This is a genomic window from Methylophilus sp. VKM B-3414 (assembly GCF_032248435.1).
Lineage (GTDB): Bacteria > Pseudomonadota > Gammaproteobacteria > Burkholderiales > Methylophilaceae > Methylophilus > Methylophilus glucosoxydans.
This window is the reverse complement of sequence record NZ_JAVTLI010000003.1, coordinates 380,695-405,639: the sequence shown is the minus strand read 5'-3', so window position 1 is coordinate 405,639 and position 24,945 is coordinate 380,695. Positions and strand designations below refer to the sequence as shown.

The 24,945-nt window shown below is 54.9% G+C and carries 22 protein-coding genes; 15 read left to right on the top strand and 7 right to left on the bottom strand.

All coding sequences use genetic code 11. The features are described 5' to 3' along the window. Positions 1-83: 83 nt before the first annotated feature. Both Q9292_RS04105 and Q9292_RS04100 read right to left on the bottom strand, forming a co-directional pair. Entirely contained in the window at positions 84-1,433 is a 1,350-nt protein-coding gene (locus tag Q9292_RS04105; protein ID WP_313985101.1) for a sigma-54 dependent transcriptional regulator, read from the bottom strand. Then, entirely contained in the window at positions 1,418-2,764 is a 1,347-nt protein-coding gene (locus tag Q9292_RS04100; RefSeq protein WP_313985098.1) for a sensor histidine kinase, read from the bottom strand. Before Q9292_RS04100 ends, Q9292_RS04105 begins: the two co-directional genes overlap by 16 nt. A gap of 226 nt (positions 2,765-2,990) precedes the next feature. Here Q9292_RS04100 and Q9292_RS04095 point away from each other — a divergent pair, with 226 nt between their 5' ends. Both Q9292_RS04095 and Q9292_RS04090 read left to right on the top strand, forming a co-directional pair. Then, positions 2,991-4,376, top strand: coding sequence for a DUF1800 domain-containing protein (locus Q9292_RS04095; protein ID WP_313985095.1), 1,386 nt, complete (start codon positions 2,991-2,993; stop codon positions 4,374-4,376). Between the two features lie 2 nt (positions 4,377-4,378). Continuing rightward, positions 4,379-5,527: a DUF1501 domain-containing protein gene (locus Q9292_RS04090; protein WP_313985092.1), complete on the top strand. Its 1,149-nt coding sequence runs from the start codon at positions 4,379-4,381 to the stop codon at positions 5,525-5,527. On the opposite strand, the gene Q9292_RS04085 is transcribed toward Q9292_RS04090, so the two are convergent. Beyond that, complete coding sequence (locus Q9292_RS04085; RefSeq protein ID WP_313985089.1) at positions 5,473-6,030, bottom strand: YgjP-like metallopeptidase domain-containing protein; 558 nt, start codon at positions 6,028-6,030, stop codon at positions 5,473-5,475. The two genes, Q9292_RS04090 and Q9292_RS04085, sit on opposite strands and share 55 nt — an antisense overlap. Before the next feature lie 43 nt (positions 6,031-6,073). Beyond that, positions 6,074-6,340 (bottom strand): hypothetical protein, encoded by a 267-nt coding sequence (locus Q9292_RS04080; RefSeq protein WP_313985086.1) that lies wholly within the window; start codon positions 6,338-6,340, stop codon positions 6,074-6,076. A gap of 310 nt (positions 6,341-6,650) precedes the next feature. Here Q9292_RS04080 and Q9292_RS04075 point away from each other — a divergent pair, with 310 nt between their 5' ends. The 10 genes from Q9292_RS04075 (at position 6,651) to Q9292_RS04030 (ending at position 19,431) form a co-directional block, all read left to right on the top strand. Continuing rightward, positions 6,651-8,537, top strand: a complete 1,887-nt coding sequence (locus Q9292_RS04075) for a diguanylate cyclase (RefSeq protein ID WP_313985083.1) — start codon at positions 6,651-6,653, stop codon at positions 8,535-8,537. Between the two features lie 239 nt (positions 8,538-8,776). Continuing rightward, the gene (locus tag Q9292_RS04070; RefSeq protein WP_313985080.1) at positions 8,777-10,288 is read left to right on the top strand and encodes a PAS domain S-box protein; all 1,512 of its coding nucleotides are present in this window, start codon (positions 8,777-8,779) and stop codon (positions 10,286-10,288) included. Beyond that, a complete protein-coding gene (locus Q9292_RS04065) occupies positions 10,260-10,703 on the top strand; it encodes a response regulator (RefSeq protein ID WP_313985077.1) in 444 nt (147 codons plus the stop codon). The genes Q9292_RS04070 and Q9292_RS04065 overlap by 29 nt, the downstream gene beginning before the upstream one ends. Before the next feature lie 2 nt (positions 10,704-10,705). After that, a complete protein-coding gene (locus Q9292_RS04060) occupies positions 10,706-12,460 on the top strand; it encodes a putative bifunctional diguanylate cyclase/phosphodiesterase (protein WP_313985074.1) in 1,755 nt (584 codons plus the stop codon). Positions 12,461-12,662: 202 nt separating this feature from the next. Then, positions 12,663-12,842, top strand: coding sequence for a hypothetical protein (locus tag Q9292_RS04055; RefSeq protein WP_275357824.1), 180 nt, complete (start codon positions 12,663-12,665; stop codon positions 12,840-12,842). 84 nt (positions 12,843-12,926) lie between these two features. Further along, on the top strand, positions 12,927-14,141 hold the full coding sequence (locus Q9292_RS04050) for a DUF2252 domain-containing protein (RefSeq protein ID WP_313985070.1): 1,215 nt from the start codon (positions 12,927-12,929) through the stop codon (positions 14,139-14,141). 214 nt (positions 14,142-14,355) lie between these two features. Then, positions 14,356-14,844 carry a BLUF domain-containing protein gene (locus Q9292_RS04045; protein ID WP_275357828.1) on the top strand — a complete coding sequence of 163 codons (489 nt, stop codon included), beginning with the start codon at positions 14,356-14,358 and terminating at the stop codon, positions 14,842-14,844. 335 nt (positions 14,845-15,179) lie between these two features. Then, complete coding sequence (locus Q9292_RS04040; protein ID WP_313985067.1) at positions 15,180-17,504, top strand: FdhF/YdeP family oxidoreductase; 2,325 nt, start codon at positions 15,180-15,182, stop codon at positions 17,502-17,504. Further along, positions 17,494-17,856 (top strand): hypothetical protein, encoded by a 363-nt coding sequence (locus Q9292_RS04035; RefSeq protein ID WP_275357832.1) that lies wholly within the window; start codon positions 17,494-17,496, stop codon positions 17,854-17,856. The genes Q9292_RS04040 and Q9292_RS04035 overlap by 11 nt, the downstream gene beginning before the upstream one ends. Positions 17,857-17,997: 141 nt before the next feature. After that, positions 17,998-19,431, top strand: a complete 1,434-nt coding sequence (locus Q9292_RS04030) for a PLP-dependent aminotransferase family protein (protein WP_313985063.1) — start codon at positions 17,998-18,000, stop codon at positions 19,429-19,431. A gap of 37 nt (positions 19,432-19,468) precedes the next feature. Here the strand turns inward: Q9292_RS04030 and Q9292_RS04025 are convergent, their stop codons facing one another. From Q9292_RS04025 to Q9292_RS04015, 3 genes are all read right to left on the bottom strand, one after another. Further along, a complete protein-coding gene (locus Q9292_RS04025; protein WP_313985061.1) occupies positions 19,469-19,921 on the bottom strand; it encodes a DoxX family protein in 453 nt (150 codons plus the stop codon). Further along, positions 19,905-21,647, bottom strand: a complete 1,743-nt coding sequence (locus Q9292_RS04020; RefSeq protein ID WP_313985058.1) for a DUF692 family multinuclear iron-containing protein — start codon at positions 21,645-21,647, stop codon at positions 19,905-19,907. The genes Q9292_RS04025 and Q9292_RS04020 overlap by 17 nt, the downstream gene beginning before the upstream one ends. 72 nt (positions 21,648-21,719) lie before the next feature. Then, entirely contained in the window at positions 21,720-21,989 is a 270-nt protein-coding gene (locus tag Q9292_RS04015; RefSeq protein ID WP_194748904.1) for a hypothetical protein, read from the bottom strand. Between the two features lie 211 nt (positions 21,990-22,200). Between Q9292_RS04015 and Q9292_RS04010 the strand changes: the two genes are divergently transcribed. The 3 genes from Q9292_RS04010 to Q9292_RS04000 all read left to right on the top strand — a co-directional run bounded on the left by Q9292_RS04010 (position 22,201) and on the right by Q9292_RS04000 (position 24,910). Then, on the top strand, positions 22,201-23,064 hold the full coding sequence (locus Q9292_RS04010) for a bestrophin family protein (RefSeq protein ID WP_313985053.1): 864 nt from the start codon (positions 22,201-22,203) through the stop codon (positions 23,062-23,064). Positions 23,065-23,197: 133 nt separating this feature from the next. Continuing rightward, the gene (locus Q9292_RS04005) at positions 23,198-24,526 is read left to right on the top strand and encodes a chloride channel protein (protein ID WP_275357839.1); all 1,329 of its coding nucleotides are present in this window, start codon (positions 23,198-23,200) and stop codon (positions 24,524-24,526) included. Positions 24,527-24,673: 147 nt separating this feature from the next. After that, the gene (locus Q9292_RS04000; protein ID WP_313985048.1) at positions 24,674-24,910 is read left to right on the top strand and encodes a DUF2789 domain-containing protein; all 237 of its coding nucleotides are present in this window, start codon (positions 24,674-24,676) and stop codon (positions 24,908-24,910) included. The last annotated feature ends 35 nt before the right edge of the window (positions 24,911-24,945 follow it).

Here is a 24,945-nt window from a genome sequence, read left to right as displayed (position 1 = left end):
ATCAATTGCTTGAAAATAAACCTTGGCGCACTTGTCCGCTTTGGTGACACAACACTGTCCGCTGGGCGGACAGCTGTCAGCGCTTATGTCAGGCCATGTTCTTCGAGCTTGCGGTAAAGTTGCTGACGGGACAACCCCAGTTTACGCGCCGCTTCACTGCGGTTGTCACCGCTCTCGCGCAATGCGCGTTCTATCATCTCGCGTTCGACTTGCTGCAGGGTCTCGGCCAGCGTGCCGGTGGGAGCGCCACGACCAGAAGCGTCTGCCGCTTGAGGACGTGGCGTAAAAGAAATATGTTCAGCCTCGATCCAGGCATGATGACTCAAAATCTGCGCGCGCGCGATGGTGTTGCGGAGTTCGCGGATATTCCCCGGCCAGTCATGTTGTACCAGCTGTTGTGCGGCTTCAGCGGTCAGACGCTTGGGGGTACCCGCAGCTTCACTGGCCAAAAAATGCTGCGCCAGCAGTAACAGATCTTCACCGCGCGCGCGTAGTGGCGGCAAGGCAATCGGCATCACCTGCAGCCGGTACCATAAATCTTCACGAAACTGCCCGGCGCGGACGGCGGCAGGTAAATCTCTATGGGTGGCTGCAATGATGCGCGCATCCAGCGCAAGCACCGTTTGCGCGCCGACCGGGCTAAACTCGCGCGCCTCCAGCACCCGCAAAATCTTGGCTTGCAGCGCCAGCGGCATATCGCCAATCTCGTCGAGGAACAGGGTGCCGCCAGTCGCTTGCCGCAAATAACCTTTACGGTCAGCCACCGCCCCTGTGAACGCACCTTTGACATGCCCAAACAGCTCGCTTTCCATCAGTTCTGCCGGGATGGCGGCACAGTTGACAGCCACAAAAGGGCCATGAGCGCGCAAGCTGTTACGGTGCAATGCACGCGCCACCTCTTCCTTGCCGGTACCGGTCTCGCCCAAAATCAGCACGGTTGCCTCGGTCGCCGCAGCCAGGCCGATGTGTTTGAACACCTCGCGCATGCATTCACTGTTGCCAATCAAGCGTTCCGCCGTTGGGTTGTCTGCGGTTAGCGTGGCGTCGGCCTCCAGGCGAGACTCGCGGTCAGCGCTGCGCTCGGGCAGTGCGCGTTGCAAGGTTTCCATTAGCTTCTGCCGTGACACTGGCTTGGTCAAATGGTCAAACGCACCCAGCCGCATGGCCTCAATCGTGTTGTTGCCACTGGCATAGGCGGTAAGCATGATGCAGGGCACCGCCTTGATCGCCTGCGCCTGACGCAAGAAGGACAAGCCGTCTTCCCCGGTGAGTTTGAGATCGGTGATCACCAGCTCTACCGGCGCCGTCCGCAAGCAGTGCAGGCCCGCCTGCACATGGCCGGCTTCCAGCACATGGTGCCCCAGGTCAGACAGCATTTCAGACAGGCTGCTTCTAAAGGCGGGATCATCGTCAATAATCAGGAGGTGTGCCATGGTAATTCAATCTCAAAACGGGCGCCCGCGGCAGTATCGGCCAAGCGTAGCTCGCCGCCATGCGCCTGGACAATCTCGCGCGCCAGGGCCAGGCCCAGGCCGGTACCACCACTGCGCGCCGTACTAAAAGGTTCAAACACCTGGGGGCGCAAATGCGCGGGCACGCCACTGCCATTGTCGGCCACCCACAATCGCAGGTGCCCCGAAGTGACGCTGTCCAGCCCCAACTCAATCTCGCCTCCCACGGGGATATGCGCCAGCGCATTCAGGATCAGATTGTCCATCACTTGCGCCATTTTATCTGGGTCGAGCACGGCCTGCGCTTGAGCACGTGTCACTACGGCATCACTCAGGGTTAACTTCCAGCGTGCCTGCTGCGCAGTCAAGGCCTCTTGATGCAAGCTGGTCAGGCTGGTCAGCCAGGCGCGCAAATCCACTGCCTGCTTATGTAGTTGCAAGGGATGGGTCAGTGCCAGCAAACTGGAGATCAGGCTTTCGAGGCGCGAGGTTTGCGCCAGCACCGCCTCAAAGGCACTCTGGCTGCGTTGCTGATAGCGCTCAGGGGCCGCGGCCATGGCATTTTCAACCTTCATGCGCATGGTGGCCAGCGGATTACGGATTTCATGTGCCAACCCGGCAGAGACCCGGCCCAGCGTCGCCATGCGCTCAGACTGTGCCAGCTGTTGCATCAGTGTAGCCATCTGGCGCTGCCAGCGCAGCAGCATCCAGGCCAGCCAGGCGCCAGACATCACGACCAGGCCTATCAGCAGCGCCAACGCCAGGCTCAAATGATTGAGCACCTCAGCCTGAATCAGCAACACGCGTTTCATCACCCAGGCAACAGACGTGCCGGGGGCTTGGGTCAGTGGGCAGGCAGCAAACACAATGGCTTCACGCAAGCCGGGGCGCACCTCCAGAATCAACTGATGGCTGCGGCTGGCCAGTTCGGCCGTGGCAGTGATTTTTTCAAGTTCGGCCACCGGTGGATCACGCTTGACGCCGGTGCCATCATACGTAGGAAAGGCATACGCAAACACACCTTGGTCTGGCCGCCAAAAGCCGCCTTCACTGCCGGGCTCTTCGCGCAAGGCAAGATCTATCACCGCCTGCCAGCCTGCCTGCGCAGAAGCACTCTCCAGCCTCGCAAGGTGTACCCCATGTTGCATGGCCTGGCAGCTGGCAGCCGCATGCAGCCTGGCCTCGGCAATCTGCGAGGCCGCGCCCTGGCGGCTCAGTTCGATCAACAGCCAGACCAGCAAGGCCGAGACGGCCGCAATCACAGCCCAGAGCAGGAGCAGGTCTCGGCGCACCTTGTGGGTATGGGTCTGCATAAAAAGCCTGTGTAGAGTCGATGGTGTGAGTAAGAAGGTTAACGCGGCAACCACACGGTAGCACATCACTCACAGCGCTTCAATCAGGCTGGCGCTGACAAGCCTTGGCAGCTGACCAAGCGCACCGCAGGACTGGTCCCCGTGCGATTGTAAGCCCGCTGTAATCCAGCTTTGTTAGTCTGGTCATGGCTGTTAGTATTTCTGTTCCCACTCACGTCTGGAGTCGATGATGACGGATGACGCATTGATCATTGATCAACGTTTTGGCCTGGGCGCACGCGCCGCGGCCACTACGCCCTCAAATAGTGTCTCGCGGGCATTGCTGGACGAATTTAGCCGTTACCAGGCCTTGCCGCCATTGTGGCAGCAATACCAGCAAGCGCTACCGACCATTGCGCAAGAGATGCAGGAAATGCGCATGATCAATCAGGCCGGATCACCTGAGGACAAACTGCAGTTACGCCGCCAGATGCGTAACGAAGCGCGGGACAGCTATACCGAGGCAGTCCAGGTGCGGGCACAAGTGGCGCAGCAGACCGATACCCCGTTTGTGGAAAGACTGGTGCATTTCTGGTCCAACCATTTTGCAATCTCGGCACAAAAATCGCAGGTCACACAACTGGCCGGATTGTTTGAACTGCAAGCCATCCGTCCGTTTGTACTGGGCACGTTTAAAGACATGTTGTTTGCGGTCGAGAAGCATCCGGCCATGTTGATCTACCTAGACCAGCAGCAATCACGCGGGCCACAAAGCGAAGCCGTACAACGGCAAATGCGCCGCCAGCCGGACAAGAAAAGTGGCCTCAACGAGAACCTTGCCCGCGAAATTCTGGAACTGCACACGCTGGGCGTACGCAGCGGTTATAGCCAACAGGATGTGACCGAATTTGCACGCGCACTGACCGGCTGGACCGTGCCCGGTCCCAAGCTCACAGGCGAGACCGATGCGCGCTATCCTGGCTTTGTCTTTAATGAGCGCGTACACGAGCCTGATGTCCGTCAGTTACTCGGCAAAACCTATGCGCAACCGGGCGTGCAACAAGCCGAAGCCATCCTCACTGACTTGGCCGCCGCCCCGGCCACGGCCACGCATGTGGCGACCAAACTGGCCTGCCATTTTGCTGGCGACCAGCCACCGCCCGCTCTGATTAACCGGCTACGCGACACCTATCTGCAAACCGGGGGCCAACTTCCGGCACTGTATCGCGTGCTGATAGAAGCGCCGGAGTGCCGCGTGCCCACGCCGGTCAAGTTCAAAACCCCATGGGAGTGGCTGATTAGCAGTGTACGGGCGCTGGACATTGACCTTTCGCATGTCCGCGTCTCGCAAGTCATGACCCAGCTGGGACAACCGATCTGGAAACCAGGCTCCCCCGCCGGTTATGACGATGTGGCCGAAAGCTGGCTCGCCTCCAACGCCTTGTTGCGCCGGGTGGAGTATGCGCAGCGGCTGGCTTCGCTGACCAAGCTGAGCATGCCACCCGCGGTGCTGGCCAATACCGTCCTGCGCGGCAGGCTCAGCCAGGAGACCTTGCAGCAAGTGAGTCGCGCCGAATCTGCGCACACCGGTTTTGCCCTCCTGCTGGTCAGCCCTGAATTTTTAAGGAGATAGCCATGCAGCGCAGACAATTTGTGAAATTATGCGGCGCCGGGCTGGCCGCCTTTTGGCTCCCCAGCTTGAGTTTTGCGGCAGCAGCGACCGAACAACGTTTTATTTTCATCATCCAGCGCGGCGCGGCCGATGGTTTGAACACCGTGATTCCGTATGCAGATCCCGATTACCAGCGCTTGCGTGGCGCCTTGGCCGTGCAAGACATCAATGACACCAAGTTGGACAGCCTGTTTGCGCTACACCCTTCTCTGGTTACGGCCAAGGCGCTTTACCAGCAGCAACATGCACTGTTTGTACATGCGGTGGCCTCGGCCTACCGCGAGCGTTCCCATTTTGACGGGCAGAATGTGCTGGAAAGTGGGGGTACGCGTGCTTATCAGCTCAAAGATGGCTGGTTGAACCGCTTGCTCGGCCTGCTGCCGCCCGCCCAAAACGAGGCGATTGCATTTTCCCCCACCATTCCGCTGGCCTTGCGTGGCAACTATCAGGTCGATGCCTATGCCAGTGCCAAGCTGCCACAACCCTCCGATGATTTACTGTTAAGAGTCAGCCAGCTTTACCAGCAGGATGCCCAATTACATGCCGCCTGGGAAAGTGCGATGCAAGTCGAGAATATGGCGGACAAAGGCATGCAAGGACAAAACAGCCAGCAACCAGCAGCGCTGGGCAACATGGTCGGTGATTTTTTAAGCCGGCCAGACGGCCCGCGCATTGCCATGCTGGAAACCGGCGGCTGGGATACCCATAGCGCCCAAAACAGCCGTCTAAGCAAACAGTTGTCCGACCTGGATACCCTGCTCGCCAGCCTGCAAACCAATCTGGGGAGTCACTGGCAGCAAACGCTGATCATCGTCGCCACCGAATTTGGCCGCACCGCCGCCGCCAATGGGACAGGCGGCACTGACCACGGCACAGGCGCCGCCATGCTGGCATTTGGGGGCGCCCTGCCCGCCATCACGGCAAGCAATCGAAGCTGGACAGCCGGCAAAGTCATCGCCGACTGGCCCAGCCTCAAAGACAGCCAGCTGTATCAGGGGCGCGACTTGCAACCCACACTGGCGCTGGATAAGGCAATCACGGCATTGGTGAGCGCACACTATGGCTTGGAGCCAGGCAAGGTCGCCCGCACACTGTTTCCGGCATCCAGCTGATGTTTTTGCAGGGCGCCCCATAACAAATACACCCGGCAATCAAACTCATATTGCATGTAGTCGGGTTCCATATGCAGACAGAGCTGGTAAAACGCCTTGTCATGCTCGCGCTCTTTGAGATGTGCCAGTTCGTGTACCACGATCATGTTGAGAAATGCCAGCGGCGCCGTTTTAAAAAAAGCCGAAATCCGGATTTCTTTTTTGGCTTTGAGCTTGCCGCCCTGCACCCGCGAAATGGCGGCATTGAGCCCCAGTGTCTGCTTTTCTATGGTGAGCCGGTTGTCGAAATAGACCTTGTCGAGCAAGGGCGCGTTTTTCAAATAGCGCTGCTTGAGCGCATTACAAAAATCATACAGCGCCTTGTCACTTTGAATCGTGTGCGTCTCGGGATAACGCTGCTGCAGATAATGGCCCAGTTGGCCCTGGGCATGCAACTGGGCAATTTGCGCACGTAAATGCGCGGGATACCCCGGCAGAAATTGTTGAATCAAGGTCGCAGACATGCCGCCATTTTAAACGGCAACGGCCACAACATTCAAAAATCAGTTACATTGAAAAATCGGAAGACAAATCCATGGTGTTGGGACCAGTGTCCTCCTGATAGGTAGATGTCGTCACCGGCGGTGCTGACGCCCGTTTCCAGGCATCATATGCCTGTTGATCGACAGGACTCAGCTGCGCGATGGCCTCCGCATTCAGGCTCGCAAAAGGGCGGCCATCTTGCGTCGTCATGCCCGCATCTGCCGCGCAGGCCACCCCGACCACTGCAGACAAGATCGTCGCCAATATCCATACATTAGTGAAAGGTCTCATTGTTGGCCCGCTTGCATACCTATGACCGCATACACTAAGCCAGCTGCCGCCAGGCCACAACAGGAAAGCTTCCTGTTAACAGCTGTTTAAACCAGTTCATCCTGCGTCAGGCCCATCAAACCATCACAGGCCGGCCAATTTTCTGCCTCATCTACCGTCGCGCATGCGCGGTATCCATCAAAAATGCCATGAACACTGCGCGCGTGCAAAGACCATATAGATATCGCGTAAATATTGCAGTATGCTAATTACTCTGCTATGGACAATCGCACTTCGCCCTGGTCAACATTGGTAGCGCAAAAAACATCGCATGATCACGCATAAAAAGTTATTAACTCGCTTGACCGTTGTGCTCTGGATAGAACTTGTGCTCGCACTGTCTGTGCTTGGCGGCTTGATTGCGCTCAATATTTACCATGAGCGTGCGCAAATTGAAGCGAATGAACGCGACCGCCTGATTACCCAAGCCAATGTCATTTCAAAAAACCTGGCCTTCCAGTTTCAAGGTGCCAATCAAGCCTTACTGGCCATTATTCAAGAAATCCCGGAGTGGAAACATCAACAGCAAGTCGCGACCAAACGCTTGACAACCATGGCGAGCACCATGCCAGGAATACGAGGATTTGACGTGTTTGATGCCGATGGAACACTGATATACACTAGTTTTCCAGAATATCTCGGCATGAACTTCAGTTACCGTGATTATTACCAGACCGCCCGGCGGGTTCGAGATCCCGATAGGCTTTACGTTTCGCCCCCTTTCACCGGCATGAGCGGTAACTATATACTCAACCTGACCCGGATCATTCCTGGCAAGCAGGGTGAATTTTCCGGGATTGTCACTGCCATTCTGGATCCCGAATATTTTAAACCGCTGCTAGCCTCTGTGTTATACACGCAGGATAGCCGCAGTTCCCTGATACATAGCAAAGGCGTGCTGTTCATGAGCGTGCCCGACAACGGGCTCAAGCCGGGCACAAATCTGGCAACTCCTGGTTCATTTTTTACCCGGCATATCCAAAGCGGCAAAGCGGTGACCGTATTTAGTGGTCAGTTATATTCAACCCGGCAGCAGCGTATGGTGGCTCAAACCACACTGGCCCCCGGCGACCTCAAACTGCATAGCACACTCATGGTGGCGGTCAGCCGCGACCTTGAACGCATTTTTAGATACTGGTACGAAAATGCCATGATTCAGATCATCTGCTTCAGTATTTTTGCACTCTTTACATTCACTATGTTGTTTGTATTCCAACGCCGTGAAAGCAAACACGCGCGAATGGCGGCTGAACATTCACACGCCCTGTTTCAATCCGAAAAACTGTTTCGCTCAACCTATGACTCCGCAGCCATCGGCATGGCTTTGCTAGGCCTCGATGGCAGGTTTATGCAGGCAAATCGGGCCTTATGCCATATGCTGGGGGAAGATGAAGCGGCGTTATGCCAGAAAACCATCCAGCAGATCACCCACCCTGACGACCACCAACTTGACCATCTGCTGCTGGACTCGCTGCTCACTAGCCAGCGAGATAACTATCAGGTAGAAAAGCGCTTTTTTCATAGCCAAGGTCATACGCTTTGGGTCTTGTTGACCTACTCCTCCATTAAAGATGAAGCCGGCCAGCTCCAGCACTTTGTCGTACAAATACAAGATATTACTGAGTACAAGGCGCTACAGGAAAAATTGCAGAAGCAAGCCAATCAAGACTTTTTAACCGGATTGCCCAATCGACGACACTTTATCCAAGAGGCCAATATCGCGCTGGCAAGACTCAAGCGCCGTGGCGGCGCCATCGCTTTATTAATGATAGACATCGATCATTTCAAGAAAATCAATGACAACTATGGCCACCAGGCTGGCGATGTTGTATTGCAAGCGTTTGCCCGGCAATGTCAGACGCAGTTGCGCGATATTGATTTGATCAGCCGCTATGGTGGTGAGGAGTTTGCGATCTTGTTGCCAGATACGCAGAAAGAACAAGCGATAGAAGTCGCGGAGCGCTTGCGAACGACTGCAGCCAACACCGAAATGCACCTTGGAAACCACCGCGCTCTTCACCTGACTATTTCGATTGGCTTAGCTGCCACCTCGGAGACCAGCACCAGCTTGGAAAAACTGCTGATCAAGGCAGATGCGGCTCTCTATCAGGCCAAACAGTCTGGACGGAACGCCGTCAGTATTGCGCAAGCAGACTGACCAGAACGTATGCTGGACTGTCCGACAGCAAGATTATCCACGCTGATGTACTATACAAGAGTCAGCATGATGGGTGTAGACTGTGACTCATTATAAAAACCACAGTTCAGCGAGCGGCAAGAGTACTTTTGCAGCATCAGCTCTCTCGGCAGCATAGTGGTCGCATGTGCTTCTTTTCAACAGTGCAACATTAACTATTAAAATAAAATATTAAGTGCAGTCACCATGGGAGATTGGGTATGCATGATGAAAGTGGAGACGTTGCGCGTGCCAATCTGCGCTTCCGGCAAGTAGTAGAAGCCGCCCCGACCGCCATGGTGATGGTGAACAGTCGTGGCCTAATCGAACTCGTCAATACACAGACAGAGCTCATTTTTGGCTACCCCAGAGAGGAGTTGCTGGGACAAACCATAGACATTTTGCTACCTGAGCGCTTCCGACATCAGCACCCGCATCATCGCGCCGCCTTTTTCTCAGACCTCAGACCACGCGCCATGGGCAGCGGACGGGACTTGTATGGCCGCCGCAAGGATGGCACCGAGTTTCCTGTCGAGGTCGGGCTCAATCCCATCGAAACCGATGATGGCGTCAAAGTCTTGTCTGCCATTACCGACATTTCGGCACGCAAGCGCATGGAAGCGCGCTTTCGCCAGGTCGTCGAAGCTGCCCCCAATGCCATGGTGATGGTGAATAAAAATGGCTTGATCGAAATGGTCAATCCGCAAACAGAACGTATTTTCGGCTACCCGCGCGAGGAGCTGCTGGGGCAAACCATAGATATGTTGCTGCCCGAGCGCTTGCGCCATCAACATGCCCATCACCGGGCCTTCTTTTTTTCTGAGCTGAGTCCGCGAGCCATGGGCACCGGGCGGGACTTGTATGGCCGCCGAAAGGACGGCAGTGAGTTTCCTGTCGAGGTCGGGCTCAATCCGATAGAAACCGATGACGGCGTCAAGGTCCTGTCGGCCATTACGGACATTTCTGCCCGTGTCAAAGCCAGTGAAAAGCTGGCGCAACACCGCGATGAACTGGAGCGCAGCAATAAAGAATTGGCCACTTTTGCCTATGTGGCCTCCCATGACCTCAAATCGCCATTGCGCGGCATTTTCCAAATTTCGCACTGGATCGAAGAAGACCTTAACCAGGGCAAAGTGGAGGCCATTAGTGGACACATGACCCTCTTGCGCGGACGGTTGCGCAGAATGGAACGCCTGCTGGATGATTTACTCGCCTATTCGCGCGCCGGACGTTTGGAGGGCAGCGTCAGCCAGGTCGACCTGGGCAAAGTAGCGCAGTCCATTTTTGAGATGCAAGCCCCGCCTGCAGGCTTTAGCCTGAAGATAGCAGACGATTTGCCCACGTTTTATACGCTGGCCACCCCACTGGAACAGGTGCTGCGCAATCTGTTTAGCAATGCCATCAAACACCACGATCAAACGCGCGGCAGCATTCAGTTGCAATGGCAGCAGGCCAACCCGCATTACTATGAGTTCAGCGTCATTGATGATGGGCCGGGCATCTCTCCAGAATACCAGGAACGGGTTTATATCATGTTCCAGACCTTGAGGCCGCGCGATGAGGTGGAAGGTAGCGGCATGGGATTGGCACTGGTTAAAAAAATCGTCGAAGCCTATGGTGGCAGTACCAGCATCCGCTCCGATGGTCAGCGCGGCTGTGCGATCACGTTCACCTGGCCGATCAATATAGAAGAAAGGTTGATGCGTGCAAATCCTGCCCAAACATCGTTATAAGGAAGTATCGTTGCTGATTGTTGACGATGACGACATTGATGCCATCTCGCTGGAGCGCGCATTACGCAAATTAAGACTGTTGAACACCCTGTTTCGTGCCCGCGATGGCCGTGAAGCGCTGGAGTTGCTGCGTTCGGGCCAGATTCCTGCACCCTATATTATCCTGCTTGACCTGAATATGCCGCGCATGAATGGCCTGGAGTTTCTGGAAGCGTTACGCACGGATCCATTATTAACCCATGCTGTGGTGTTTGTGCTGACGACGTCAAAATCAGACGAGGACCTGGTCGCAGCCTACCGCAAACATGTCGCGGGCTATGTGTTCAAGCAGCACATGGACCGCGACTTTATGGAAGTCATGGGGCTAATTGAGCATTATTGGCGCATTGTTGAGCTGCCAGCCACGAAGGAGTAACCATGCGCCTGCTACTGGTAGATGATGATGAATTGGACCGCATGGCTGTGGTACGGGTGTTGCAAAACCCATCACTGGTGAAGGATATTGTGCATGCAAATACCGCCGTCAAAGCCTTGAAACTGTATGAAGAAAACGATTTTGATATCGTACTGCTCGACTACCGCCTGCCCGATATGGAATGCCTGGATGTGTTAAGCCAACTCACACAACACACAGAAAAGCAGGCCGCCGTGGTGATCCTGACCGGCATGGAAGATAACGAGACCATAGAAAGAAATTGCATCTTCGCCGGGGCCCAGGATTTTTTACTTAAAAAAGAGCTGTCTGAGCGACACCTGACCAAAGCGCTGGTACACGCGCAAGCCCGCCATGCCCTGAACAACAAGTTGATTGAAACGCACAAGCGATTGAAGTATCTGGCAGAGAATGACCCGATGACCGGATTATCAAACAGATATTATTTTGAAGAGCATTTGCGCAATGCCATGCAACGTGCGCATCGCCTCAACGTTCAACTCGGCTTAATTTATCTGGACATTGATAATTTCAAGTTGGTCAATGACAGCCTGGGACATGACTCTGGCGATCACCTGCTGAAGCAGGTCGCACAGCGACTGCAGGAAGTGGTCAGAGAAGGCGACATGGTCTGCCGCCTGGGAGGGGACGAGTTTGCCATTATCGTGCACGATCTGGAAAATGAAACCGCCGTCGGCGCCTTATCGCAGCGCATCCTCGAACAGGTGCGTGAGCCTTTTGCGCTGAATCAAACCGAACAATTTATTACCTGCAGCATAGGCATTGCCACCTTTCCCCGCTGCGCAAGCACGGCAGAAGACATGTTAAAGCGTGCCGACCTGGCGATGTATCATGCCAAGCGTGCAGGGCGAAATGGCTTTCACTTTTTCAGCGAAGTACTGCAAGAGCAGATTATCCATCGCATGATGGTAGAGAACGAACTGCGTTCGCAACGCCTGCAAAACCAGTTGGTGCAGTACTACCAACCGGTATTGAATGCACAAGACTTTACCGTGTGCGGTGCAGAAATGCTCATGCGCTGGCAGCATCCCACGCAAGGTCTGCTGCCACCGGCGGCCTTTATCGATGTGGTGGAAGAGCTTGGCTTTTTTGCCGAGATCGACAGCAGAAACCGGCAACTGGCCTGCTTACAGTTTGCACGCTGGCGCCAGAGCGGTCTGATTGACGCGGACTGCGTACTCGCAGTGAATGCCAGCGCACAATGGTTACAACATGAACACATGCTGACTGAAATTGAGCGTGATTTAAGGCAGATTGACCTGCCTGGCAGCTGTTTGTTACTGGAAGTTACCGAAAGTGTACTGGTGTCTGACTTTGACAAAACCTCGGCAAGACTCCGTCACCTCAAGCAGTTTGGGCTCAAAGTGGCACTGGATGATTTTGGCATAGGCTACTCGTCCATGACCTATTTGAAACACCTGCCTGCCTCTATCCTGAAAATAGACCGCAGCTTTGTGCAAAATGTGCCAGAGAATGAGGCGGATTGTCGCCTGCTCAAAGCCATGATCGTCATGGCCAAAAGTCTGGATCTTGAAGTCATTGTCGAAGGCATAGAAACCCTGCCACAAGCCACCCTGTGCCGAGCACTGGGTGCAGACAAGCTGCAAGGATTCCTGTTTGCAAAACCCTTGTCGCCTGACGACTTTGAACATTTTTTAAGCTCGCATCAGCCCGCCCGTTACCTGTCACTGTATGGCGAGCCAGACCAGGCAGGATGAGTCAGGCGTGATCAGGCAAGCAGTCTCAGCGCGGCATGTTGGAAAATTACCGGGGCTTGGGCAAGCGCCCAGCCATCAACACATCATTTTCAGCAGGCGCCACAAAACTTAGTCATCCGATTGATACTCGAACCAGACATACATAGATTGCAGCAGGCGCTCAAGCCTGTTCACCGCCCCCGACGATGATGGAGAATCCACCATGACCCAAGACCTCAAAACATCCAAGCTCGAAGCGCACTTGCAAGCCATCGAGGCCCATAAAAGCCTGCTGGAGAAACTGCATTTACATGATAACCAACCGCTGGATGAGGTGAATGCCTCACTGCAAAGATTGACGCTGACGCTGGAGGAATATCTCAAGCTGGTCGGCCTGCCTTAAACCGTTGCGTGCTGAAAGCCCGGAGTATCCCTTTCAGAACCAGCCTCGCGCAGACAACGCTTTGTACCCTTTTCCGGAACCGCCATGCCTATTTTAGACAGAATCCAACACTACAACGCCGGCCGCGACCCTGAGCGTCTGCACATGAAACTGGCCGCCATGTGCAAAGACCCGTTCGTGTTTTTGCGCGGCACCTGCCATTTGTTTTATGAAGACTGGCATCCAGCCCTCGCAAAGCTAAAAAGCCCTGCCGCCTGGATTTGCGGCGACCTGCATCTGGAAAACTTTGGCAGCTACAAAGCCGAAAACGGCCTGGCCTATTTTGACCTCAACGACTTTGATGAAGCCGCCCTGGCGCCTTGCCTGTGGGAGCTGACGCGCTTGCTGACCAGCCTGCTGGTCGCCCAGGACACACTCAAGCTCAAACCCAAACAAACCACTGCACTGCTTGACATCATGGTGCAGAACTACGCGCAGGCACTGGCGGAAGGCAAACCCAAATGGGTAGAGCGCAAAACGGCCCGTGGCTCGATCAGGCATCTGTTGTCAGACTTGAGCAAGCGCAGCAACCAGGCCTTTATCGCAAGCCGGACCAATGCCAAAGCACCGGACACACTCCTGATAGACGGCAAACGTGCGCTGGCCTTGGACAAAGCGCAAAAACAAGCCGCTTTGGAAAAATACATGAAGGCCATGCAAGTGCAGTCTAAAAAAGACTTCTTTTATCCGCTGGATATTGCGCGCCGCATTGCTGGCACCGGTAGCCTGGGCCTGGAACGCTATGTCGTGCTCGTGAACGGCAAAGGGTCAGAGCGCCGCGCACTCATAGACATGAAAGCCAGCAACCAGAGTGCACTAAGCCCTTACCTGAACACCGCAGCAATCAAACTCACGCAACCTGACTGGACGCTGGAATCTCAACGCGTCGCGACCATACAGGCAGGCGCCCAAGTCCTGCCGCCCGCCCTTCTCAAAGCCGTGTGCGTAGACAAACAGTCTTATTTGATCAAAGCGCTGCAACCCTCACAAGACCGGGTAGACCTCACGCAGTGGGATGGCAAACTCAGCGTGCTGGATAATATTTTTGCCAGCATGGCCGCCCTCACCGCCTGGGCCCATTTGCGCAATGCCGGTTATCTGGGCGCCGCCAACCGCGAAGCCTTGATGGCATTTGGGGCGCAAGTCGCCGACTGGCGAGGCCCCGTGCTCACGCTGGCGAAACAGGTGGCCGATCAGACCATCCATCAATGGCAGGACTATGTGAGCGCCTACCAGGCCGCCTTCAAGAAATCCTCTTAAGGCTGAAGGATCAGCAACGCCCAAGGCCGCGTTGAATGCGGGTGCCGCCTGCTTTGTGCCATGCGTCATGGCCGCAGGTTTTTTAGTCTGCTGGCGAGCCGGGATGAGGTGCTTAAGTTTGTCTGCGTAGCTTCAAGCATGCGCTCCCATCCACCCAGAACCTTCGCCCAAGCAAACGGGTCATAGTGTTTGTCTGTTTCATCAAGGAACTGCCATGGACCATGATCCGATACAGGAAAACGACCTCGTAATGCTGAGCTATACCAGCATTGCCGACCACCTGATGTCCAGCCAGGAGCTGATCCAGCTACTCGCCATGGCGCGAGAGAACAACCGCCACCTGCACATCACCGGCATGCTGCTGTACATGGAAGGATGTTTCTTTCAAGTGCTGGAAGGGGAGCGGGCGGTGATCGATGCCCTCTATGAAAAAATCGCGCATGATCAGCGCCACCATCATGTGATGAAGCTGATTGAAGAACCCATTGATGCGCGCAGTTTTAACGACTGGAGTATGGGGTATCGCCATGTGACGCGTGAAGACTTGGCTCATGTGACTGGATTGACCGACTTCCTGGATAGGGATCAACCCGGTTTTGACGGCATGCACAGTGAGCGGGCGAAAACCCTGATCAACGCATTTAGACAGGGTCGCTGGCAGACCCGTAATACCCAACAATACCGCTATCAGCACGTCGCTTAAGTCTGCTGACTCATCTACGTGCACACCTCAACCTCACTTGCACAACACAGGTCTCCACATGGGCGGTGTTGCTTGGGTCAAACACCCCTGCAACGCTGCTCGGATTCGCGTCTAAGGAATGGCGTTTTGACTGAAAACCACGCCTGACCCTGCAGGAATCAGAATCGCTGCCGTAATAACTGTATCCTAAAAATTAGGGCGGTTCTGTGTCTGTTTTTGTTGCCTCAACCTGACTACGATAAACACCATCCGCAATCCGCACAACCCACTGACAGACAAGTTGAATCTCGCCTGTTGTCACTGTTAAACGTACTGACGCAATCTTACTGGAAACTATGTCGCAATCCAAAGCTGTGATTAAACCGTATCACCACCCGGCCGCTGGCTGGGGCGCATTGAAGCAAGTGGCCGCCCAACTGGCGCTGCAAAAAATCCCTGTCAAAGGCGTGATGACGCTATTGTCACAAAACCAGCCCGATGGCTTTGACTGCCCAGGTTGTGCCTGGCCGGACAAAGAACACACCTCTACCTTTGAGTTTTGTGAAAACGGCGTGAAGGCGGTGGCCGCTGAGGCCACGGCCAAACGTGTCCCACCGGCTTTTTTTGCCCAACATACGGTGACGGAACTGATGGGCTGGAGCGACTTCGCCCTGGAAAATGAAGGCCGCCTGACCCACCCCATGCGTTATAACGCGGTCACCGACAAATATGAAGAAGTGTCCTGGGACGAGGCCTTTGCGCTGATGGCAACACAGCTTAACGGTCTGGATCATCCAGATGAGGCCGTGTTTTACACCTCGGGCCGCGCCAGCAATGAAGCCGCCTTTCTCTACCAGCTGTTTGTGCGTGCATTTGGCACCAACAACTTTCCTGATTGCTCCAACCTGTGCCATGAATCCACCAGTATTGCCTTGCCTGCCACGGTGGGCATCGGCAAAGGCTCAGTGACCCTGCATGACTTTGAGCATGCCGATACGCTGCTGATTTTTGGCCAAAATCCGGCCACCAACCATCCGCGCATGCTGGGTGAGTTACGTGAAGCGGCTAAACGCGGCGCACGCATTGTCGCCATCAACCCGCTCAAAGAGCGTGGCCTGGAACGTTTTGCCGACCCGCAAAGCCCGTTTGACATGCTGAGCTTTAAAGGCAGCAAGATCAGCAGCCTGTTTATCCAGCCCAAGCTGGGCGGGGACCTGGCGCTGATCAAAGGCATGATCAAGTTCGTCATTCAGTGGGATGACGAAGCCATTCTGCATGGCACCGAGCGCGTGGTCGATGTCGATTTCATTGCCGAACACACCAATAACTTTGCGGCGATTGCCGCAGATGCGCGTCTGGAAAGCTGGGACGTGATTGTTGAAGAGTCCGGCGTCCCCTTGGCACAAATTGAGGAAATTGCCCGTATTTATGCCACGGGGGATCGCGTCATTGCCACCTGGGGCATGGGCATTACCCAGCACAAACATGGCGTGGCCACCATTAAAACCCTGGTCAACCTGATGCTGTTGCGCGGCAATATCGGCAAGGAAGGCGCAGGCCTGTGCCCGGTACGCGGCCATAGCAATGTACAGGGCAACCGCACGGTGGGCATTTATGAAAAAATGCCGCTGGAGTTTCTGCAACGGCTAGACCAGGTGTTTGACCTCAATGTCCCCAAAGCACCAGGTTATGATGCGGTAGGCGCCATCGAAGCCATGATTGCAGGCAAAGTGAAATTCTTTTTTGGCCTGGGCGGTAACTTTTCAATATCCACGCCAGATACTGACCGCACCTGGCAAGGCATGCGCAATTGCGAGATGACCGCGCATGTCACCACCAAACTCAACCGCAGTCACCTGGTGCATGGCAAACAGGCCTTGATACTGCCCTGTCTGGGTCGCACCGAAATCGACACGCAAGCCACAGGCCCGCAAGGCGTGACGGTGGAAGACTCCATGAGCATGGTGCATATTTCTTATGGCATGAACAAACCTGCTTCCCCGCACTTGTTGTCAGAGCCGGCGATTGTGGCGCGCCTGGCCGCGGCAACGCTTAAAACAAGTACCATCCCCTGGCTGGCGCTGATTGAGGATTACAGCAAAATCCGTGACCTGATTGAACAAACCCTGCCGGTGGCGTTTAAAGACTATAACGAGCGCATCAAACGCCCGGGCGGTTTCCGCCTGCCCGTGCCGTCTAGCGAGCGCATCTGGAATACCGCCTCTGGCAAGGCTGAGTTCACGCTGCAAGCCATCCCTAAAAACTCGCCCATCCATCAGGCCCGTGAGCAATATGGCGATCAGTTATTTGTGCTGATGACCACGCGCTCACATGACCAGTACAACACTACCATTTATGGCATGGATGACCGCTACCGCGGCGTCTTTGGCGAGCGCCGTGTCATCTTCATGAACCCGGCCGATATTGCGCGCCAGGGTCTGCAAGCAGGGGACTGGATCAACCTGGTCAGCGTCTGGCAGGATGGCATCACACGCCGCGCAGACAAATTTTTGGTGGTGGCTTACGATATTCCGGCAGGCTGCCTGAGTGGCTATTACCCGGAAACCAATAACCTGGTACCGCTGGAAAGCGTAGCCGACGATTCGCGTACCCCAACCTCCAAATCGATTCCGGTAATCATCGAGAAAACCACTGCCCCCGAGGTCGCCCATGCTGCTTGAACGTGACCACACCTTACAGTCCATGCTCGAGGCAGAGGTGACACTGCCCTCTGCGGTTGAAGACTCGCAGGCTCGGGAAGACACTTCAATCAACCTGACCCCGCTGGACCCGAGTGCGGTCATGCTGCTCAGCATCCTCGAATGCCTGTATGCGGAACACAGCCAGGGCCGCGCGCACATGCCGCTGGCCGCGCTATGCAAACGTCTCGAGCTGCGCATGAGTACACTGCAGCGTCTGTTAACTGCGCTCGATGACCAGGCGCTGGTCAAGGTATGCGCACAAAAGGACCGGCTGGTGGCCAGTCTGACTGCCACTGGGGCTGAGGTTGCGCTGGCCTTGCAAACAGCCTGATCTTTTTTGATTCACCCAAGTGCGTTTAAACAGGGCAAGTGTGTTTAAACGCAGGCTGTTGTATCGTTGTTCTGGCAAATCCTCGCCCGCTGGCTTCACGTATAATGGTGAACATCTTGATACTCGCAAGCCTTGCCATCCATGAAGCTTTACGTCTCGCTCGCCGCCCGCATCCGCGCCATGATAGACGAAGGCGTCTTGCGGCCAGGTGAAAAAATCTTCTCGGTACGGCAAGCCAGCCAGCAATATGGCTTGAGTATCAGCACGGTGTTGCGTGCCTATTTATTGCTGGAGCAAGAAGGCGTCATCAGCAGCCATCCGCAATCCGGCTATTACGTCACCCCACGCAAACGCCTGCAGCAAAAGGCCGCCTCGCCGCTGGCCAAAGACCTGAATCTGGCCGAAGTCGACGCCAGCAAGTTAGTCCTCACTACGCTTAAATCCATCCGCGAATTTGGCACGGTGCCGCTGGGATCGCCATTCCCGGATCCGCAGCTATTCCCGCTCAAAAAAATCCACCAGTATGAAAAAGCGCTGACCGATGATCAGGGCGAATGGGGGGTCTTGAGTGATTTGCCCCCAGGCAACGAGTTATTACGCCAGCAGATTGCGCGGCGTTACCTGGCGCATGGCATGGATGTGTCGCCCGATGATATTGTCATTACCCACGGCGCAACCGAGGCGATTACCCTGTGCCTGCAAGCCGTGGCTAAAGCGGGCGATACCATCGCACTCGAATCGCCCGGCTACTATGCATTGGCACATACCGTCGAACGCCTGGGCATGAAAGTCGCCGAGCTACGCACCGACCCGCTCACGGGCATAGACCTCGACGCCTTGCAGGCCGTGAGCAACAACGTGCGTATTGCCGCCGTGATCCTCACCACCAACTTCCAGAATCCGCTTGGCTTTGCCATGCCAGAAGCCAAAAAGCAAGCACTGGTGAGCTTTCTGGCAGCGCAGCAAATCCCGCTGATTGAAGATGACGTGTACAGTGAGCTCTATTTCAGTGACGCGCCGCCCAAGCCTGCCAAAGCCTATGACCAGCAAGGCATGGTGCTGCATTGTTCGTCCTTCTCCAAATCGCTGGCGCCTGGCTACCGCGTCGGCTGGACCGTGGCAGGACGCTATCGTCAGGAAGTCGAGCGGCTCATGTTTCTCAACAGTCTGTCACTGCCTTCGCCGCCACAAATTGCCATTGCCAAATTCATGCAGCGCGACAGCTTTGAGCAGCACCTCAAACAGCTGCGCCACACCCTGCGCTCCAACTACGTGCTGATCCGCAACGTCATCGAGCAAAGTTTTCCGGCGGGCACCCAGCTGTCCGTGCCACAAGGCGGTTATGTGATCTGGGTCAAACTGTCACCCAGCATTGATGCGCTTGCCCTTTACCGTGCCGCCATTGATAACGGCATCACCGTCGCGCCAGGCACCATCTTCTCGCGCAAAAAAGAATTCACGCACTACATCCGCCTTAATTTCAGTCACTTGTGGACACTGGCCATTGAACAGGCCGTGCGTGAAGTGGGTGCGCTGGCGAACGCCATGCTGGTCAACGATTCATCCGCGCAGTGACCACCCCGTATGCTTGATGGCAGTGCGCCGATGGACATTAATGCTTTTTGTAGTGCCGCTCCAGCCAATGATCCAGCGAAGCCTTGCCTGCACCACAAATCGCCAGCCAGGTAAACACGGCAAAGTAAGTCGCCTCCTCAAAGCCGAGCAAGGTTTCCAGCGAATCGATATCCGCCAGTTTTGCCGAAATAATCGCTACCACCATCACCACCGCCAGTGCCCCGCCACAAATACGCGTCATCAACCCCAGAATCAGGCCTAACCCACCGAAAAACTCCCAGCCGGCTACAAATGGCGTCATGAATTCAGGGAAAGGGATGCCCCAGCTTTGAAAGTTCTCAATGATAGCGGGCAGGTTATTCAGCTTGCCCCAGCCCGTGAGCATAAAGGTGTAGCCCACCACGACGCGGGCGACCAACGGGCCCAGCCATTCAAAATGCGCAGCCACTTTTTTCGGCCAAGCGATCAATCCCTCAAACAAAATATGCATGTGTTTCCTCCTTTTGCAGATGAGTGGTGTCAGCCGCGGTAGCGTCAATCGTCGCCTCCAACTGAGTTGCGGCCAGCAAGCCGTTTCTCATCCATTTTGAAAAATAGGCCATGACCTCGGGGCCTGCTGCGTCATCCAGCCCAGCTAACGCCTCGCCCACGGTCGCCCCGCCAAACAAGGTACTGAGCAATGCGAACTCCTGCGCCTCCAGCGTCATGCGCCAAACCACATCCTCATGGCGATACACCACCAGATACTCGTCAACGGCTTCGTCCATCGGCGTCGGCAGCTCGTCCATCACGGACTGATAGTATGCATTCACACCGTGGCTAAAGTGCGCCAGTGATAACGCGGCCCTGGGCATCAGTTGCAAGTCCATCAATCCATCCGGCGTGAGCCCCTGTAGCTGCGAAGCTTGCAGCACAGGCGTTTCAGCCGGGTCCATCATTTGTGCGACCAGCGTTTCCAACTGGCAGAGCGCATGGGCAAAACCATGCTTAGGCAGCGCAATTTGAATAAACGCAGGCAGCTTAAGTGCAAAGCGGCCGATATTAAAATGGTCTGGTTGCACCGCCGCAATAAAATCCCACAGCAGCCGGTCAAAGACTGGCGGCGTTAAATAATGCGCCAACACCGGATAATCTTCAGCCACCACGTCAAACAAGCGGTAACGGTAGGCCTCGGTATACACCGACAACTGTGCCTCTGGCGCAAACTCGGCCTTGGCGCGTATCCACTCTGCCGGACGACTGTCCATGCGATCGCCCAGCACAATGGCTTGCTGAAAGTGGGTTTGCGCCTGCAGTAAAGACGGTTGCATGGCTGGGCTAGATGCCTCAACCGGCTTGGCTGTGTCTGGCAAGGCATAGGCGCTGGCCTGGCTGGCCACTTGCCGGGCTTTCTCCAGCTCAGCAGCCAACACCGGAAACTCCGGGATTTGGTCATCCCACTCAATCATGGTATTCGGCACGCGGCCAGCACGGTGCACCACATATTGGTACAGCCCCCACACCGCATCCGTCACATGGTCATCGTGGGTATCAACGATGTGACTGCCTTTGTTGCGGTGCCCCGAAAGATGCACCTGAATCACCCGCTCCATTGGCAAGGCATCCAGATAGGCTTGTGCATCCAGCCGGTGGTTGTAGCTCGTCACATAGACATTATTCACATCCAGCAGCAAATGGCAGTCTGCCGCTTGCGCCATGGCCGCAATAAACTCGGCTTCTGGAATGGTGGAATGCTTGAACTCCAGATAGGTAGACGGATTTTCGAGCGCGATTCTGCGGCCCAGCCTGTCCTGCACCTGGCAGATACGCTGCACCATATGCTTGAGCGACTCTTCGGTGTAGGGCAGCGGCAGCAAATCATGGGTATTTTTATGTGCCACGCCAGTCCAGCACAGATGATCCGACACCCAGGCCGGTTGCACCCAGTCAATCAGCGCCTTGAGCTTGGTCAGGTATTCAGAATTCAATGCATCCACACTGCCGATGGACATCGACACACCATGCATGACAATCGGGTATTGCTCTTTGATACGCGCCAGGTTGCGCTTGGGCTTGCCGTCGGTATCCATAAAATTTTCCGAAATAATTTCGAACCAGTCCACCGGTGGCTGATGTTCAAAAATATACGGATAGTGCGTGGGCCTGAGGCCCAGTCCAAAGCCCAGATGGGGTAATGCATTGGGTAAGGGATTGGGTAAGGGATTGGTCAGCGGCATGACAACTCACTCCTTGCAAAGCAGCAGGGCCACTGCCCCGCCGCCTTGACATGATTCAAGAAAATGACCAGCTTACTTACTGCCGTCCGTTGCGCATGAACCATGCCCTTTACACGCATTCTTGCCATCACCGCCCTGGCCTTTACAGGAATTTTTGCCTTTGCATGCATGCTTCTCTTTACCGTCAGCAGTTTTGCAATTGGCCTTTTCCATCTTGGCGTTATCTTTGCCATTGCAGCCAGACTTGCCTTCATCCCCAGCAAATGCCGGGCTTGCACTCATCACCGTTGCAGTGAACAAACCTAACAATGCTGCGCTGGCCAATTTTTGAGTCGTTTTCATACTATCTCCTAAGGATTCAATTAAAAAGTTAAACAGAAAATGTGTTCTGTAACCCTTAGTCGAGGCAAGCAACGCGGCCTTACAGATTTTTTGAAAATAATTTAAAAATAGTTGTGTGCTTGCAAAAGACGGCCTGAACAGCGCCGTCCTGGCAACAAAGATTGTGTCAGTGCCATGTTAAACTGGGGCCAACATTTCTCAGGCAATCGGCATGATTCAATACAACCCCAAAGACTGGCTGACCTTCATCTTTCGTTTTCACGAGTCAGATACCTTCCGCCAACTGATGCCGATGATGCTACTGATTGGCGCCTATGCCGGAGGCGTCGCCTATCTTGAAATCGAATACTGGAAGCTGGCCGACAGCAGCCATGTCAAAAATCTGTCGCTGATACACACCACCGTCGGTTTTGTCTTGTCCTTGTTGCTGGCCTACCGCACCAATACCGCCTACGACCGCTGGTGGGAGGGCCGCAAAGCCTGGGGGGCGCTGGTCAATAACAGCCGCAATCTGGCAATCAAGCTATCGGCTTATCTGGGCGATGACCATGATCGTGATTTTTTCAGAAAAATTATCCCCACGTATGCCACCGTGCTTTCCCAACATTTGATGAATGCCGAGGTGAGCAAAATGCTGTTTGAAGGCCTGGATCTGGACATTGACCACCATGAGCACCACCCGAACCAGATCGCCAAGCGCATTTTTCAACAAGCCAACCTGCTTTATACCTCAGGCAAAATCAGCGGTGACCAGTTTTTTATTATTCATGACGAACTCAAAGCCTTCACCGAAGTGTGCGGGGTGTGCGAACGCATCAAAAACACGCCCATCCCCTACTCTTATAGCGCGTTCATCAAAAAATTCATCTTCTTCTACGTGATGACGCTACCGTTCGGCTTTGTGTTTAGCCTGGGTTACTACGTGATCCCGGTGGTGGTGTTTATCTTTTACGTCTTAGCCAGCCTGGAGCTGATTGCCGAAGAAATTGAAGACCCGTTTGGCACCGACACCAATGATTTGCCCACCCCAAAAATGGCGGCAAATATCAAAAAGCACGTCGAAGAGTTACTTTAAACGTCATAACAAGTATTTATGCTCATCATATTTGTTATGATGTAAGTGCATTCTGTTAAAGCCTGTGCTCATGAACTTAAGTTTAGTGCATCGCGCAAGCACCCACTCCCGGTAAACTGGCAGCGATACCTCCATGCTGAACGACCTGAAAAATATCCTCGCCTCCATCAAAATGACTGATGTGCATCTGTGGCTAGGCCGTCTGATCATCTGGTCGGCGGCCATCATCACCGGGCTGGTCATTGTGTTGTTTGCCCGTGCCACCGAGTATGCCATCGCCTGGTTTGATCAGATGCAATCGGCGCTCTGGTGGCTACCGCTCATCGTCATGCCCGTGGTAGGCATTTTTATAGTCTGGGCGACCAAGCGCTGGTTCGCCGGCGCTGCCGGCAGCGGCATCCCGCAGACCATGGCGGCGCTGTCGTACGCAGAACACCAGCCGATTGGCCATTTGGTATCGATTAAAATTGCGGTCTCCAAAATGGGGCTGGTCATCCTCGGCCTGGCCGCAGGCTTTTCCGCAGGCAGAGAAGGTCCTTCGGTACAGGTGGGGGCCAGCATCATGCATGCCTTTCGCCGTTTTTTGCCGCAAACCTTTCAAATCGACCCTAAACACCTGATTCTGGCCGGTGGGGCCGCGGGCATTTCGGCGGCGTTCAATACCCCGCTGGCAGGGATTATCTTTGCCATAGAAGAGCTCAGCCGCAAATTTGAGCAAAGAACCAATGGCGTGATGATTTCGGCCATTGTCTTGTCCGGGCTGGTTTCGATTTCATTGCAAGGCAATTACACCTATTTTGGCAGCCTGAGCGTGAGTCCGATTGATACGCAAATTTTACTGCCCGTACTGATTGGCGGACTGGTGTGTGGCGTGTTTGGTGGTATCTTCAGCAAAACCCTGATTGAACTCACAGAAAACCTGCCCGGCAGAATCACCCGCTTGCGTACCCGTCATCCGCTGTACTGGACGGGCTTTTGTGCGCTGCTGGTAGCCGGCCTGGGCATTGTCAGTCATGGTGCCGCCAATGGCTCAGGGTATTCACTCACAAAAGCCATGCTCAATGGCTCCATCAATGAAACCTGGTACTACCCTGTGGTCAAATACCTCTCCACCATCTTCACCTATTTAAGCGGGATCCCCGGCGGCATTTTTGCCCCGGCACTCTCCATAGGCGCAGGCATAGGCTATGACTTAGCCAGCATTTTTCATTACCACCACCTCACCATTGCCTTTAGTGCCTTGTGCATGGCCGGCTTTCTGGCTGGCGTAACACAAGCGCCCATCACCTCGTTTATTATTGTCATGGAAATGATAGACGGCCATGAAATGGTGATCAGCCTGATGGCGGTGTCACTGATTGCCACCGTCACCTCGCGCATCTTCAGCCGCCCGCTTTATTCGGTACTTGCTGGCCAGTTTACCGCGGGCCCGCCAGATCAAAAGCGGCTGGATCACCCCTGAGGCCAGGCAGCCGTCAGAGAACCACTAGCCGACCAAGTTTCGGCGTAGACTGGTGACCTCAATGACCGCGCACGCAGGCAGGCGAATCGTTTGCCCGCCTCGCAGATGCCGTGCTTAGTCAACCTCACAACGTCAGGAGTCCGCCTTATGGAAGCGTCACTACACAGCCTCAACAATCTGTTTGCCCAACTCGGCTTGCCGAATAGTGATGCCGAGATTGAACAGTTTATCCACACGCATCGTCAACTGGCAGGCACCATTTCACTGGAGGATGCCCCGTATTGGACACCGGCGCAAGCCGCTTTTTTAAGAGAAGAAATATTGAAGGATGCGGACTGGGCAGAGGTCATCGACCAGCTGAATGCCAGGCTACATGCCAAATAAGGCGGAATGACTGTGCTGCTAAGCCTGTACAGCCT

Excerpts from the sequence above, each read along its gene's own strand:
- Q9292_RS04005 (WP_275357839.1), top strand. The coding sequence starts at position 23,198 with ATGCTGAACGACCTGAAAAATATCCTCGCCTCCATCAAAATGACTGAT.
- Q9292_RS04045 (WP_275357828.1), top strand. The coding sequence starts at position 14,356 with ATGGACCATGATCCGATACAGGAAAACGACCTCGTAATGCTGAGCTAT.
- Q9292_RS04030 (WP_313985063.1), top strand. The coding sequence starts at position 17,998 with ATGAAGCTTTACGTCTCGCTCGCCGCCCGCATCCGCGCCATGATAGAC.
- Q9292_RS04040 (WP_313985067.1), top strand. The coding sequence starts at position 15,180 with ATGTCGCAATCCAAAGCTGTGATTAAACCGTATCACCACCCGGCCGCT.
- Q9292_RS04085 (WP_313985089.1), bottom strand. The coding sequence starts at position 6,030 with ATGTCTGCGACCTTGATTCAACAATTTCTGCCGGGGTATCCCGCGCAT.
- Q9292_RS04060 (WP_313985074.1), top strand. The coding sequence starts at position 10,706 with ATGCGCCTGCTACTGGTAGATGATGATGAATTGGACCGCATGGCTGTG.
- Q9292_RS04055 (WP_275357824.1), top strand. The coding sequence starts at position 12,663 with ATGACCCAAGACCTCAAAACATCCAAGCTCGAAGCGCACTTGCAAGCC.
- Q9292_RS04100 (WP_313985098.1), bottom strand. The coding sequence starts at position 2,764 with ATGCAGACCCATACCCACAAGGTGCGCCGAGACCTGCTCCTGCTCTGG.
- Q9292_RS04095 (WP_313985095.1), top strand. The coding sequence starts at position 2,991 with ATGATGACGGATGACGCATTGATCATTGATCAACGTTTTGGCCTGGGC.
- Q9292_RS04080 (WP_313985086.1), bottom strand. The coding sequence starts at position 6,340 with ATGAGACCTTTCACTAATGTATGGATATTGGCGACGATCTTGTCTGCA.
- Q9292_RS04075 (WP_313985083.1), top strand. The coding sequence starts at position 6,651 with ATGATCACGCATAAAAAGTTATTAACTCGCTTGACCGTTGTGCTCTGG.
- Q9292_RS04035 (WP_275357832.1), top strand. The coding sequence starts at position 17,494 with ATGCTGCTTGAACGTGACCACACCTTACAGTCCATGCTCGAGGCAGAG.
- Q9292_RS04010 (WP_313985053.1), top strand. The coding sequence starts at position 22,201 with ATGATTCAATACAACCCCAAAGACTGGCTGACCTTCATCTTTCGTTTT.
- Q9292_RS04070 (WP_313985080.1), top strand. The coding sequence starts at position 8,777 with ATGCATGATGAAAGTGGAGACGTTGCGCGTGCCAATCTGCGCTTCCGG.
- Q9292_RS04025 (WP_313985061.1), bottom strand. The coding sequence starts at position 19,921 with ATGCATATTTTGTTTGAGGGATTGATCGCTTGGCCGAAAAAAGTGGCT.
- Q9292_RS04015 (WP_194748904.1), bottom strand. The coding sequence starts at position 21,989 with ATGAAAACGACTCAAAAATTGGCCAGCGCAGCATTGTTAGGTTTGTTC.
- Q9292_RS04020 (WP_313985058.1), bottom strand. The coding sequence starts at position 21,647 with ATGCCGCTGACCAATCCCTTACCCAATCCCTTACCCAATGCATTACCC.
- Q9292_RS04000 (WP_313985048.1), top strand. The coding sequence starts at position 24,674 with ATGGAAGCGTCACTACACAGCCTCAACAATCTGTTTGCCCAACTCGGC.
- Q9292_RS04105 (WP_313985101.1), bottom strand. The coding sequence starts at position 1,433 with ATGGCACACCTCCTGATTATTGACGATGATCCCGCCTTTAGAAGCAGC.
- Q9292_RS04050 (WP_313985070.1), top strand. The coding sequence starts at position 12,927 with ATGCCTATTTTAGACAGAATCCAACACTACAACGCCGGCCGCGACCCT.
- Q9292_RS04090 (WP_313985092.1), top strand. The coding sequence starts at position 4,379 with ATGCAGCGCAGACAATTTGTGAAATTATGCGGCGCCGGGCTGGCCGCC.